Consider the following 13,230-nt stretch of genomic DNA (forward strand, 5'->3'; position numbering starts at 1 on the left):
CGTTTGACTGGTCACATGGGAGCGAGTATTCCACTTGGAGGGAAATCACAGTACACCAATGAGACATCAATTATGCCCAACGTTATTTATCAATACCAACAAGGATTTATGGAATTGATGTTAGGAACATATATTAAATACGGTGCATTTACGGCAGGAGCTTGGTTCCGTTCAAGAGATGCATTTATATTATCATTAGGAGTAAACACAGGAACAATAAAAGTTGGATATAGTTACGATGTAACAGTATCCAAGCTAAACAACGGAGTTTCAGGAGGTTCACACGAAGTTTCTTTAGGATTCGACTTGAACTGTAAAACGAAACGTCCAAGTTTTAGAACGGTTTCGTGTCCATCTTTTTAGGAAGAGTAGTTTTATGGTTTAACAACTACTTTATTTGTTTGAATGTAAGGGAGTCTCAATAGGACTCCTTTACTTTTTTTATAGCTCTTAAATTCTATGTATATTTGAACTTGAAGATCTTTATCAAACTAAAACTCAATTTCCTGCATGGATATTTCAAAAAAGAAGCCCCCATACCCTATTAATCAAAGCTTAAGAAAATACCTTCGTAAGTATGGACGTGAAGACTCCATTGCGGTAACTTACGAGGATATGTTGCGTTGGAATGACAGCACTCCTGTTTACGATGCCAATGGTGAAAACACATTTTGGGAAAGCGTGATTTATGACATGTCACTAAAAGATGAGATTCTACTCGGTCTAAGACAAATCTATGCAGAATTAAAAACAGGAGGAGATACTGAAATCATAAGCCATTTAACTGTAGGACAAATTGACTACTGCTTGTTTGGTAACTCTAATCCTTTCAGAATAAAAATTGTAAACAAATTAAACGATCATCACGATTATTTTTACATCAAGAAAGCAGATGCATCTAGAATTTATGGCTTGGAGTTAGAACACATTCTTTCTCCTAACCGTATTGATTATATGGTCGACGGCAACACCCTTGTAGAGGCGCACATTGCCGGAATTCCAGGAGACAAATTTATGGAGCAATATATGGATTCTCCTAACTTTTACCCCACAGGAATGGCCAAAGAGTTTGTGAAGTTCAACGAAAGGTGTTTTGTCATGCTTCTTGGAGATATGCGTTCCTACAATTACGTTGTTGCAATTACTCCAGATTTCGACAAAGAACAATACCGTGTTCGACCAATTGATTTTGACCAAACGGCATATGAAGGCCGGAAAAACCACTACCTTCCTCAATATTATAAGGAAAACAATAAAATCATTGACTTCTGCATTCAGCTCTTAACCCCAGAAACGGTAGAACAATACCGTTATGAAGAGCGCACTTTGATGAAACGACGTTATAAATTAGCATTAGCCCGACTCAACAGATTGCTTGATTCAATGCTCTATCAAGAATTATCAACGCCAGAAAAAATCAATTCATTGGCCGCAGATCTGAATGCATATCACAACACCAAACGGTTCTCAAAATACAAACACATGGGACGTATTTTAAAATCTCATCTTTCTTTGATGCTGGGTAAACCCAAACCAAAAAAACTACCCGGAAAAGCTGAGTTTAAAGGGAAAGATGAAATGAAGTAGATTAAAAAAGTAATCCACAGCAAACTAATCTATTGTAAATCAGGATGAAAAGTTTATTTTTGATAGAAAAGCTTTAAAACAGCTGATCATAACAAATAAAACACCGCGATGAAAAACATACTTTTTATTCTTGTTGCATGCTTATCGTTGTCTTGTAAAAAGGATCAACCTACACTCGAAGACAACAGCACCCCAGGGAATGTGTCTTCATACTATTTTCCAGATTTGAATTCCACCGCTTGGGAAACACAAGATATGAATGATTTGAATTGGAGTTCTGTAGATACAACTGAATTGTACAATCACTTATCTCAAAACGGTACAAGGGCGTTCATCATATTACACAGAGGAAAGATTGTAATTGAAAAATATTGGGGGAATAACATTCTAAACAATGCTCCTTTTGACGAAAGCTCCAATTGGTATTGGGCATCAGCTGGAAAAACAATCACTGCCTTTTTAACCGGCATAGCGCAAGAGAAAGGCCTTCTAGACATTAACGATAAAACATCAGACTACCTAGGAGAAAACTGGACCAGCGCTCCCTTAGAAAAAGAAAGCTTAATTACCATTAAACATCAACTCACTATGACAACAGGTTTAGATTATAACGCTTCAAGTCATGATTGTACAAGTCCGAGCTGTCTACAGTACAAAATCGATGCTGGTGGTGAATGGTATTACTACAACGCGCCTTACACACTTTTGGAATCAGTGATTAGTAATGCTTCAGGGCTTTCATACAATGATTTCACCCATCAAAACTTATCCTCTAAAATTGGTATGAATGGACAGTGGGTACCTGTTAGCGGGAAAGTTGTTTACCTCAGTACAGCAAGAGATGCAGCTCGATTCGGTTTGTTGTTATTAAATAATGGAAAATGGTCAACGACTAAAGTTATGCAAGATCAAAATTACTTTAATGCAATGACCAATACATCGCAAACTTTAAATCCATCCTATGGATATCTATTTTGGTTGAATGGGAAGTCATCAATCGTATTTCCTGGCTTTCCAGGATCATTTAATCAACCACTTTCACAACATGCACCAATAGATTTATATGCAGGGATTGGGAAAAACGGCCAATACTTAAATATTGTTCCTAGTAGAGACCTTGTTGTAATCAGAATGGGAGAAGCCCCTGACACTTCACTGGTTCCTACAGTTTTTCATGATGAAATGTGGGAGAAGATCAATCAAATCATTAATTAAATTAAGAGGAAAAAAGGTTCATTTAGAAAAAAACAGCCCCGAATAATTAATTCGAGGCTGTTATATCTAAAAAACAAATGTGACTTTCATCACGAGATTCACCCCTTGACGTTGTATTTTCATCACGTCAAGATGTTCGTAGTAGGGCGTATCAAAAACATTTTCTACTCCAAGCTCAGCATGTAACGATTTTGTTTCTTTTAGCTGAAAGTGCTTATGAACGCCAATATTCATTAAGTTAAACGCTGGAGTTGTGTGTTCACCATAGCGCTCGGTATCTACATTGTTTTGAGCGAACGCACCAACATGTTCTAATCTAATTTTATATCCTTTTAAATCATACACAGCTGAGTTGACAGATTTAAATGGAGGAATGTAAGGCAAATATCCACCGTCATTATCGACACCATAGGTATAGCTATTCACAGACTGCAGTGACAAACGCTGAATGGGCTGCCATTTCAAACTCACTTCTCCACCAGTCAATAATGCACCCGGAATATTATCAAATTGCTTTACTCCATCGGCCCCTATGGTCATATTGCTATAGGCCGGAATAACCAAACCTGTGATATAATTGGAGAATGAGTTCGCAAAAACTTCTGCTGAAATGGCCAATTGCTCATACTTAAAGCTCATCCCAAAATTTGCATTTAATGCCGTTTCATTTAAAATATCAGGATTTCCAAGATAATCATGATTATCTACACGATTAAATAGGTAAAAACCATAGAGTTCTTGTAAAGAAGGTCCACGTTGTCCATAACTTACCCCACCAAATAGACCATGCTTTTCGTTTATTTTATACTCAACCTGTGCAAACACATTCCCAGTCAACCTTGTTTGAAATGCATCTCCACCATAAAAACTAGTTAAGGTTTGATGACCTATTTCAGTGGTAATATCAGACAAGTTAAGCTCAAGTCTTCCTCCGTAGGAAACTTTAAACTTAGCATTCACCAACCACTTATCTGCAAGAGTTAACCCGATAGCTCTGCGTTGACCATCTGGAATCGTCAGCATAAACATTTCCGAACCAACATCAGGATACATGGTCATTTCTGCATGTAAATCATTTTGAAAAGCGTTCACTTGCAAGGAAACTAAATGCTTAGCTCCCATCATCAGTTTTGCTTTACTATACATACCGAAAGTGCGGGAAGTTCCAGGCATATCCATGTGCATAGGCACCAATTCAGCAGGACGCTTGGTATCGTCCATTGCGTGATCAATAAAGTTGAAAAACAATTTGGTTTCAATACGCCTTAGCACATTCGAATTGTTTTCAAACGTATGGGTTAGAGCAGAAATATATGCCTTAGCAAATCCAACGTCCATAGTCAAAGCAGGATAACCAATATCGTATCCTTCATCTTGAATATAGTCTAAAGCAAGTCTATTTTTCTCGTTTAAGGCAATCATTAAGTTTGCACCAGCGTTCCATTTTTCAAATTGAGAGAACAAAACTTCCTTACGATTTGCGGCATGATAATTATCGGCTTTTCTATAAATTCCATTCACCAATAAGGCCCAGCGTTTCGTACTGTATTGAAAAGTACCTAAAGTCTGAATGTTATTGGCATTGGTTTGGTAGCCGGCTCCTACTTTCCCACTGAACTTCGTCGGAGCACCCAATTGCGCTTTCATTAAGGCAAAGTTGATTCCTCCACCAATAGCGCTTCCTGTTTGTCCTTCATCTAAGTTGGTACTCAATTGTATTTTTTCAAGATTCGTGGGTTCGATATACGAACTGATCGGATCCATACGGTCAGTACATGCCCCAAACATTTGCATACCATCAATCGTCGTGTTGATTTGCCCTGCATTCAGGCCTCTAATTGTTGGTTCTAACGCAAAGTTTCCACGCTTTATCAATGTTATTCCTGGTGTTGTACTCAGCAGTTTATCTGTTGACGCTTGAAGCTGTAATGCTGTTTTGTCTTTGTTTTTTTTCTTTTGACCTTGAATAACTATCTCCTTATAGTTTTGAGCAGAAGTCAAAGTATCGTCTTGAGAAAAAACAACCCCACTGGTTACAACCAGCGTTAAAAAAAAGAGTGATTTCTTCATTTCAATTGTTTTAATAAAACCTCGTTTTCGATTAAAAAAACGAGGTTTAAAATTGCATACTGATTAAAACAGAATGTCTATATAAGCATTTTCAACAATTGTATCTCCGGCACTCATCAGTAGAAAGTTCAACCTCCAATCTCCAGTCATTGTGTAATTTACTTGACCTTCATAGTAACCATTTCCAACGCTAATTGGAGAAGTGTTATTTGGAGAACCGTGCCCCATTGAAATCATTTGAGGATCCATTTCAATGGTGAAATTGTCTACAGCAGGGAACGACATCATTGATTCTTTCTTATGCACCATGATAGAAACAGCGTTCATCCCGACTTTCCAATCAAATGGTTTTACTAGCGTTACAATGTACTTTTCAGCATCAGTCCCAGTATAAGACCCAACATACTTGGTCCCTGTTTGTGAATCTAAGACATTCACCGGAAAAGTCACGATTTCTCCGTTTACATCAACATCCAAAGTCCAATCTCCCAATCCTGAATGCATTGTAAACACAACCATACCTTCATACATTTTCGTGTTAGAATTAAATACTGGCTGCTCTAAAGGACTGCTGTGCTGCATATTTCCCATATCCATTTCTGGCATAAATGCAAGCGTTGCATTTTCAATCGCATCTCCAGCGAAATTCTTTACCTTCACATATAGTTTTGCATAACCAACCTCGATAGTTTCTGTTTTTGCATATAATTCAACCACTAAATCATTAGCAGTAGTATCTTTCTTTAACAAGGTATATTCACTCACAGGTGCTGTCCCTCCAGTTGTTGGCTCATCTGTTTTGTCTTTTTTACATGATGCAAACACAAAAGCACCAACCAATGATAATATCAATATCTTTTTCATTTTTCTAATTTTTAATAATGTATAGCCCATACGAATCCCCTTGTTTTCAAAGGACTGATGGATTTTAATAATAATTTGGGGTAGCAGTAATTATGAAGTATGCAAATACTCCGCTTAAACACTGCTTGCGATTAGAAAAATTATACCTGAGGTGGTTGAAAAATGAGTGATGCTGCTCCGTCACTTAAGTTCGGATTATAATAGAAATTAAATTTTCTCTCAATACAGAATTCTTTTTCTTCACTTACCTCTACATTTGAAGGCGAGAAATAAAGGATAATTTCAGTCGGTGAAGTAACTTCTTTTCTCTGTTTTTGTTCTTCGTTCTCTGCTAATTGATCCGCCAGGTGACACTTACCATTACATTGCATTTCCGGTTTGTCTTTATTTTCACAATACAACTCAGTAAATGTTTCAATATCCGAAACGTATTCAATAAAAATACCTACTTGATTGAACGAGTAGCTCAACAATATTGAAAGTAACGCTATGGATATTATCCTTTTCATTTCTGCTACGAATATAATAAATTAAAGGCATGACAGAATAAAGAGTAAGTATGACTTTTATCACTTTTGTCAATTCACACTAAACCTGACCACTTTTTTTAATCGTTCGTGCTCTATAGTAGGTATTTCCAAGTACACCCACGATAATTAAGAACATTCCTGCAATGGCATATAAAGAAAGTACTTCGTCGAATAAAAACAAGCCCAATACGAAAGCATAAATAGAACCCAAATATTTGAAAGGTGTAACCGTTGCAGTATTGGCAGAATGCAGAGATCTGGTAGCAAAAATTTGTGCAATATGAGTAAACACACCGATGACCAGAATAATCCCCCACTCCTTCCCCTGAGGAACAACATATTCAAAAGCAGTTAATATAGCCATTATAGGAATAGCGATCAAAGGAAAATAAAAAACCACTGTAATCGGAGCATCTGTATAGCGGCACTTCGCAATGGCATTATAGGCCATACCCGCAAAGGCGGCGGAACATATTCCTACTACAATCCACCAAGGATTTATCATTGATATTGATTCATCTTCGCTCAAATACTTTGAAAAACTGATAAAAACGATTCCAAGAAATGCAATGAGGAAAAATAAGCCTTGGATCAATTTCACTCGTTCTTTTAAAATAAAAATGGCCAAAAGCACTGTAAATATTGGACTCAAATATTGAATCGTTGCTGCTATGGCAATGGGCAAATGATTAAGCGTATAAAAATATAAGGTTAGAGCTATTGTCCCTGTCACCCCTCTTATTACCAACCATTTCTTATTATTTCCAAACAGTGGAATTCCTTTACTTTTGATTACTGCATAACAAATCACAAATGTTATGATCGATCTAAATAGGATTATTTCAGGGATTGGGTATTTTTGTAAACCTGAAATGATGGTTTGATCAGGGCCTTGACCCAAAATCTTTACCAAGACATTTACTACAATGTAGCAAAGTCCAGAAAGTATCATATACAGGATTCCTTTGTTCATTTGGGCAAAGATAGAATTAGAATATTGACAGAAGATGACAAAAGAAAATTATTCAACAGCATTTTATAAAAAACGATTAGAAATACTCGCTTTAGAACTAAAGAAGTATTCACAACGCGCTAAAATTTGGGTTTTTGTAAGGCTGATCTCCTTTTTATCAATTGGTATTTTGGCCTATCTCACCTATCCATATGGTGGGTTTTCTGCACTCGGTATAATTGCAACAGTAGTATTGTTTTTAGTGTTTGTTCGAAAAAGCGCTGAAAACACCGATCAATTGAACTATGTGAAAGCCTTGATTCGCATCAATGAAGATGAGATTAAAGCCAGTCAACATGATTTCTCGAATTTTGATGATGGGAAGGAATATATCAATCCTAATCATTCTTTCAGTTATGATATGGACATCTTTGGAAAGGGAAGTTTCTTTCAATTTTTCAACAGAACGGTTACAAAAAAGGGAGAAGAAACCTTGGTTGAAAGATTGCTTAACGGAACCAACGCTCCTCTAAAAAGTGCTGAGGCCATTGATGAGCTTTCGTCGAAGAATGAATGGTATCAGAATTATTTAGCCCACGGAAGTTCTCTAGAAAAAGAAGCTACAGAGGTTAGCATCACTACACTTAATACAGAAGAGTACCCTGTTCAATCATGGATGAACAGCATGCGCTTCATATTGCCCATAATCGCCTTTGGAATTAGCATAGCCTATTATTTTGACTTCATCAATGGAATTCAATTTACACTTGGGTTGGTTCTGGTATTGTTGCCCATTCGCCAAGTCTTAAAAACAAGCAATCGTTTACACAAATCTTTATCAAAGGTAGGAAAACGCATTGAGGCTATGCGCAATCAATTATCCATCATGGAGAAAGAAGACTTTTCATCTGAGTTACTGATTTCATATTACACCATTTTATTTCAAGAAGAAAAGAATGCAAAACAGGGCTTAACAGAGTTATCGAAGTTGGTGAAAGAAGCTGAGTTTAGGGATAATATTTTGGTGGCTATCGTCTTAAATTTTTTCTTGGCTTGGGACTTACGCCTCTTAATTAAAATAAAAAAGTGGAAAAACAATTACTCTTCTCATGTTCAGAAATGGGAAGATATAGTCTATGAAATGGAAGGTTTAATCAGCGGAGCAAACTTTAGATTTAACTTTAAAGAAAACACGACTGTTCCCCAATTGACAGAATCATCAAACGGAGAAATTAAACTGATTAACTTAGGACACCCTATTATTCCATTGAAGAAATTGGTCAGTAATGATTTCAACCTAGCACCTACCGAACAATTCGCAATTGTTACCGGTCCAAATATGGCAGGAAAAAGTACATTCTTACGCAGTATTGGAGTCAATTTAATGTTAGCAAGAGCAGGATTCCACGTTATGGCATCTGAATTTATTTTCCCAGATATGAAACTCTACTCAAGCATGCGAACCAGTGATGACTTAAAAGATGAAACATCATATTTTCATGCAGAACTATTGAGGTTGCGTTTTATTGTTGATGCAATTGAAAGAGGTGAGCAAGTATTTATCATTTTGGATGAAATCTTAAAAGGAACCAATTCGAAAGACAAAGAAGAAGGGTCAGCAAAGTTTTTACAAAAACTAAATCAACTACAAGCAAGAGGAATTATTGCTACTCACGATTTATCACTCACCCAATTGGCGAATGTATATAGCAGTGTGGTCAATAAATATTTTGACACAGAAATAAATGGCGATGATATTTCCTTTGATTATTGTATTCGTAACGGGGTGGCAAAAAACATGAACGCTAGCTTTTTACTCCGTAAAATGGGACTTATAGACAATTAACAGCATTTCTTATTGTCTTTCAATGACAAAGTGTCGCGAAATTACAGTTGGCAAAAAGTTTGATAAACTGAGGATGAACAATTATATTTATAAACTGTTTACAGAATAGAACAAGAAAATAATAATAAACCAGAAATAACAAATAATTATGGCAGTAGAAATAACAGATGCGAACTTTGATGAAATCGTAATGAAATCAGATAAACCAGTAGTAGTAGACTTTTGGGCTGAATGGTGTGGACCTTGTAGATTAATCGGCCCAGTCATCGATGAAATGCACAATGAATTTGAAGGAAAAGCAATTATCGGTAAAGTAGATGTAGATTCTAACCCTGGAGTTTCAGCAAAGTTTGGTGTACGTAACATTCCAACAGTTCTTTTTATCAAGAATGGGGAAGTTGCAGACAAATCTATTGGAGCTGTTCCAAAAGAGCAATTAGTTAGTAAGTTAGAAGCGATTATGTAATCTGCATCTTTCACATAACATTTTAAAAGCCTCACTCAATAGTGAGGCTTTTTTATTGCTGTTTAATGATCCTCTTCCCCAATGAAAGGCGCTAAAGCTCTCATAAAAATGAATTCTTTTATTTTTTCTCTTGTGAAAAAAGGACGATTTCGTTATTGCTATTAATTGTAATGTCATAACTGGTACAAGTATTCAACGTAAAAACGTCTGTTTGCTCAACACCTTCAATAGTATACTGAATGGTTGTAGATCCTGATGCGTATTCTTTGGAGGGGTGAATTCCATCTTTGGCTAACTCAAATATCGTAACAATACTCCCATCCGAAGCTGTAATTTGCATATCCACACTAGAAGTTCCGTTATTTAAAATTCGAGCAGTGGGATTTTCCTTATTGCACTTTTTACAACTGCTCGCAAGAAATGTTACAAATAAAAGTGTTGCAAGAAGGATCGTTGTTCTCATTTTTTGTTCTTTGAATTTTATGTCTATCGAAGATAAAGGTAATAATTTGAGTAACAATTCTATTTCAAGACAGTTTTGCAAACTTGGGATTAAAGATCCCTTTGAGCTCCGAAGCGCTGCACTGAGCCTGTCGATGTGTCCGAGTAAAAGCCTTATGTTCTTTCAGAACATTAGCCTTTTTTCTTTTTTCATCCGCTTGAAAGTTTTGCAAACTTTCAGACTACTGAAAAAAGAAAAAAGCCCAGCACTACGTGCTAGGCTTTTACTCTTAGTGACCCCGGAGGGATTCTAACCCACGACCGCTGGAGCCGAAATCCAGTGCTCTATACAGCTGAGCTACGGAGCCATATTTTCCTGATTGAAAGGAAATACAAAAGTAAAATAATATTCAATTGTTAAAAAATTAAGTGAATAAATTATATCTTCGTTTTTAGAAACTTAATAAACAACATTATATACCATGAAATCAATATTATTCACTTTGCTGTTCCTTATATTTTCATTTTCAATTTTTGCTCAAGAGTGTATGAGTGCTGATTACCTTAAAAAAGGTACAAAATGGGAGATGACGAACTACAATAAAAAAGGAAAAAAATCAGGTCTTGTTCAATACGAAGTTTTAAACACCAATCATACCGGATCAAAAAACGCTTGGGAAATACAAGTGGAAACCTTCGACAAGAAGGATGAGTCCCTAAACAAAGGGTCAACAGAAATCGTATGTGAAGATGGCGTTTACAAAATGGACATGAGTCAAATGATTCCTTCAGAGACAGTAGAATCACTTAACAGTATGGAAGTTGAAATGGAAGGGACAATGATCAACTTTCCAACCAGTGAAAACCTCGAATTTGAATTAGAAGATGGTTACATCAATATTGCAGCGGCGACTTCTGGAATGGTTGTCATGAGCATTAAAATCTCTACCATTAACAGAAAAATAGAAGGTTTAGAAACTGTAGAAACTGAAGCAGGTACTTTTCAATGTCTAAAAATTACTCAAGACACCAAGGTGGAGAACAAAATCATTAGCAGAACTTACTCAAGTGTATCATGGTTCTTACCAGGATTTGGTGTTGTAAAAACTGAGTCCTATGATCACAAAGGTAAATTTATGGGAAGTTCAATCTTAAGTTCTTTAACGCGGTAGTTAATCCTCTTCCACAGTTAATTTAAAGCCTATACCATGGATATTTTCGATGGTAACCCTTGGGTCTTCTGCTAAATATTTTCGGAGTTTTGTAATGAAAACATCCAAGCTTCTTCCTACGAAGTAATCATCTTTTCCCCAAACAGCATTTAGCACTAGCTCTCTAGGTACAACTTGGTTTTCAAACTTCCCTAACATTTTAAGAATTTGAGCCTCCTTCTTTGTTAGCTTTTTTTCAAACCCAGGTCCTGTTAAAGTGAAATTTAATAAATCGTAAGTTAAATTTCCAAATTTCATTTCGTCCTCATTTCCCTCACTGATTGTGATATCTACACGTTTTAACAAGGCTCGAACACGTGCTTTAAGTTCAGCAGAGCTAAAAGGTTTGGTCAAATAATCATCACCACCAACATTAAACCCTTTCACCTTATCTTCTGTCATCGACTTTGCTGTTAAAAACAAAATAGGAATAGATTTATCCACTTTTCTGACATCTTCGGCAAGACTGAATCCATCTTTTTTCGGCATCATTACATCGAAAATACACAAATGGTATTTTGACCCGTTAAACCTTTTGAAACCTTCCATTCCATCAGAAGCTAATGTAACATCATATCCTTCCGTTTTGAGTTGATCTGAAATAACAAATCCTAAACTGGTATCGTCCTCAACGAGCAATATTTTTGGTTTCATAACTTTAGTTTTTATTTGTTTGTGGAAGCCAAATCGTAAATGTACTTCCTTCTCCTGGTATACTGTTCAAGCTGATCTTCCCTTTGTGTTTATCCACAATTAACTTAACATAATACAATCCTAAACCAAATCCTTTTACATCATGCTGATCACCAGTGGGCACACGATAAAACTGTTCAAAAACTTGATTTATCTGGTCTTTCGAAATGCCTATTCCCTGGTCTTGAACCTTCACCTCTATTCCGTTCTTTTTGTTCTCTGTAATAATCTTAACCTGGGGAGCATCAACAGAATACTTTACTGCATTATCCATTAAGTTGAACAGTACATTCGTAATGTGTACCATATCCCCTTCTACAACATCATCTTCTGCTTTTAAATCAAGATTAATTTCACCGCCCGACATACTTTGATTAAATCTAAAACTGTCTGCCACCTCTTCAATTAGTTCGTGAATTTCAATTCGTTCAATTTGTAATTCTAGCTCATTTCGGTCTAATTTTGCCATGTTTAGCACCCGCTCTACCTGTTGTTCCAAACGTTTATTCTCTTTAAAAATTACTTCAGCATATTTTTTCAATCGCTCTGGGTCTTTAGTAAAATCTGAAGTCATTAACATTTCACTTGACAATCCAATTGTTGAAATAGGAGTTTTTAATTCGTGGGTCATGTTATTCACAAAATCAGTTTTTACTTCTGATATCCTTTTTTGTCGAATAATAACAGAGATAGAAAAGGCGAAAAAGATCAGTAATATCCCAACAATATAAGCCACATATAGCCAAGGTGATTTTTCAACAATCAAACTATCTGTAGGCTGTGAAAGTAATTCTGGAAAATAAACAGTGAAATAATGTCCATCTCGTTTCCAAGACAATTCTGGTGAAGTCACTCCAAGTGTAGTGTCTGTTGCCGGTGCATATAGAGAGTCTCGGCTAAATCGAATCAAATTTCCATAAACAATACTGTCATTATAACAATCGTAAATTCCATATTGAAAGTTTTGCGTAATGTTGTGGTCGTAAAAGGTTCGCTTAAGTAACTGTTCTAAATAATAGGGGTGCAAATTCTCGTTGATGTCTACCAAGAAGTAATTTGAGCTTTTCTGTTTAACTGCCCCGTAAATATCAGAACTATCCACGTAATGGGTTCCAATCTCTTCGACAGCATTTCTTAACGCTACGCGAACCGATTCTTCAAACTGACGAACGTTTAAACTGTCTTGTCGTTCCTGAAGAATTACAGCATCCTTTTGAGCACGAATAGTTCTATTAATCCAAATAACCTGCACCATAAGTATGCTAAAAATCGACAGTACACCGATTATAATTACCGCATTAATGGTTTTTCTATTCATGGTTTAAAAATACTGAGATTTACACTAAAACAATGCA

13 protein-coding genes and 1 tRNA gene are annotated in these 13,230 nt (G+C 36.1%); 6 read left to right on the forward strand and 8 right to left on the reverse strand.

The window, feature by feature from the left end; translation table 11 throughout:
- The 3 genes from ACN0U3_RS05795 to ACN0U3_RS05805 all read left to right on the forward strand — a co-directional run.
- A partial coding sequence (locus tag ACN0U3_RS05795; protein WP_417265495.1) for a type IX secretion system membrane protein PorP/SprF occupies nt 1-363 on the forward strand: 363 nt, incomplete at its 5' end.
- Between the two features lie 147 nt (nt 364-510).
- Nucleotides 511-1,587, forward strand: a complete 1,077-nt coding sequence (locus ACN0U3_RS05800) for a hypothetical protein (protein ID WP_417265496.1) — start codon at nt 511-513, stop codon at nt 1,585-1,587.
- Nucleotides 1,588-1,695: 108 nt separating this feature from the next.
- Complete coding sequence (locus ACN0U3_RS05805) at nt 1,696-2,802, forward strand: serine hydrolase domain-containing protein (protein ID WP_417265497.1); 1,107 nt, start codon at nt 1,696-1,698, stop codon at nt 2,800-2,802.
- Nucleotides 2,803-2,868: 66 nt separating this feature from the next.
- Here ACN0U3_RS05805 and ACN0U3_RS05810 read toward each other — a convergent pair whose 3' ends face one another.
- From ACN0U3_RS05810 to ACN0U3_RS05825, 4 genes are all read right to left on the reverse strand, one after another.
- On the reverse strand, nt 2,869-4,872 hold the full coding sequence (locus ACN0U3_RS05810; RefSeq protein ID WP_417265498.1) for a TonB-dependent receptor plug domain-containing protein: 2,004 nt from the start codon (nt 4,870-4,872) through the stop codon (nt 2,869-2,871).
- A gap of 63 nt (nt 4,873-4,935) precedes the next feature.
- Nucleotides 4,936-5,736, reverse strand: a complete 801-nt coding sequence (locus ACN0U3_RS05815) for a FixH family protein (RefSeq protein ID WP_417265499.1) — start codon at nt 5,734-5,736, stop codon at nt 4,936-4,938.
- A gap of 140 nt (nt 5,737-5,876) precedes the next feature.
- Nucleotides 5,877-6,245 (reverse strand): hypothetical protein, encoded by a 369-nt coding sequence (locus ACN0U3_RS05820; RefSeq protein WP_417265500.1) that lies wholly within the window; start codon nt 6,243-6,245, stop codon nt 5,877-5,879.
- A 79-nt stretch (nt 6,246-6,324) separates the two neighbouring features.
- On the reverse strand, nt 6,325-7,239 hold the full coding sequence (locus ACN0U3_RS05825) for a DMT family transporter (protein WP_417265501.1): 915 nt from the start codon (nt 7,237-7,239) through the stop codon (nt 6,325-6,327).
- A 34-nt stretch (nt 7,240-7,273) separates the two neighbouring features.
- Here ACN0U3_RS05825 and ACN0U3_RS05830 point away from each other — a divergent pair, with 34 nt between their 5' ends.
- Nucleotides 7,274-9,064, forward strand: a complete 1,791-nt coding sequence (locus ACN0U3_RS05830; protein WP_417265502.1) for a MutS-related protein — start codon at nt 7,274-7,276, stop codon at nt 9,062-9,064.
- Between the two features lie 148 nt (nt 9,065-9,212).
- Nucleotides 9,213-9,530: a thioredoxin gene (trxA, locus tag ACN0U3_RS05835; RefSeq protein ID WP_299204850.1), complete on the forward strand. Its 318-nt coding sequence runs from the start codon at nt 9,213-9,215 to the stop codon at nt 9,528-9,530.
- A 118-nt stretch (nt 9,531-9,648) separates the two neighbouring features.
- Here trxA and ACN0U3_RS05840 read toward each other — a convergent pair whose 3' ends face one another.
- Together ACN0U3_RS05840 and ACN0U3_RS05845 are read right to left on the reverse strand one after the other, a co-directional pair.
- Nucleotides 9,649-9,993 carry a hypothetical protein gene (locus tag ACN0U3_RS05840; protein WP_417265503.1) on the reverse strand — a complete coding sequence of 115 codons (345 nt, stop codon included), beginning with the start codon at nt 9,991-9,993 and terminating at the stop codon, nt 9,649-9,651.
- Between the two features lie 272 nt (nt 9,994-10,265).
- Nucleotides 10,266-10,339 (reverse strand) — tRNA-Arg (locus ACN0U3_RS05845).
- A 114-nt stretch (nt 10,340-10,453) separates the two neighbouring features.
- Between ACN0U3_RS05845 and ACN0U3_RS05850 the strand changes: the two genes are divergently transcribed.
- Nucleotides 10,454-11,143: a hypothetical protein gene (locus ACN0U3_RS05850; RefSeq protein WP_417265504.1), complete on the forward strand. Its 690-nt coding sequence runs from the start codon at nt 10,454-10,456 to the stop codon at nt 11,141-11,143.
- On the opposite strand, the gene ACN0U3_RS05855 is transcribed toward ACN0U3_RS05850, so the two are convergent.
- Nucleotides 11,144-11,836 carry a response regulator transcription factor gene (locus tag ACN0U3_RS05855; RefSeq protein WP_417265505.1) on the reverse strand — a complete coding sequence of 231 codons (693 nt, stop codon included), beginning with the start codon at nt 11,834-11,836 and terminating at the stop codon, nt 11,144-11,146. It abuts the gene before it with no gap.
- Between the two features lie 4 nt (nt 11,837-11,840).
- On the reverse strand, nt 11,841-13,193 hold the full coding sequence (locus ACN0U3_RS05860) for a sensor histidine kinase (RefSeq protein ID WP_417265506.1): 1,353 nt from the start codon (nt 13,191-13,193) through the stop codon (nt 11,841-11,843).
- Between the last annotated feature and the right edge of the window lie 37 nt (nt 13,194-13,230).

Origin of the sequence: Brumimicrobium sp., assembly GCF_048268645.1 — a bacterium.
Lineage (GTDB): Bacteria > Bacteroidota > Bacteroidia > Flavobacteriales_D > Crocinitomicaceae > Brumimicrobium > Brumimicrobium ulvae.

Coding starts and splice junctions, on each gene's coding strand:
- ACN0U3_RS05800 (WP_417265496.1), top strand. CDS start 511: ATGGATATTTCAAAAAAGAAGCCCCCATACCCTATTAATCAAAGCTTA.
- ACN0U3_RS05805 (WP_417265497.1), top strand. CDS start 1,696: ATGAAAAACATACTTTTTATTCTTGTTGCATGCTTATCGTTGTCTTGT.
- ACN0U3_RS05810 (WP_417265498.1), bottom strand. CDS start 4,872: ATGAAGAAATCACTCTTTTTTTTAACGCTGGTTGTAACCAGTGGGGTT.
- ACN0U3_RS05815 (WP_417265499.1), bottom strand. CDS start 5,736: ATGAAAAAGATATTGATATTATCATTGGTTGGTGCTTTTGTGTTTGCA.
- ACN0U3_RS05820 (WP_417265500.1), bottom strand. CDS start 6,245: ATGAAAAGGATAATATCCATAGCGTTACTTTCAATATTGTTGAGCTAC.
- ACN0U3_RS05825 (WP_417265501.1), bottom strand. CDS start 7,239: ATGAACAAAGGAATCCTGTATATGATACTTTCTGGACTTTGCTACATT.
- ACN0U3_RS05830 (WP_417265502.1), top strand. CDS start 7,274: ATGACAAAAGAAAATTATTCAACAGCATTTTATAAAAAACGATTAGAA.
- trxA (WP_299204850.1), top strand. CDS start 9,213: ATGGCAGTAGAAATAACAGATGCGAACTTTGATGAAATCGTAATGAAA.
- ACN0U3_RS05840 (WP_417265503.1), bottom strand. CDS start 9,993: ATGAGAACAACGATCCTTCTTGCAACACTTTTATTTGTAACATTTCTT.
- ACN0U3_RS05850 (WP_417265504.1), top strand. CDS start 10,454: ATGAAATCAATATTATTCACTTTGCTGTTCCTTATATTTTCATTTTCA.
- ACN0U3_RS05855 (WP_417265505.1), bottom strand. CDS start 11,836: ATGAAACCAAAAATATTGCTCGTTGAGGACGATACCAGTTTAGGATTT.
- ACN0U3_RS05860 (WP_417265506.1), bottom strand. CDS start 13,193: ATGAATAGAAAAACCATTAATGCGGTAATTATAATCGGTGTACTGTCG.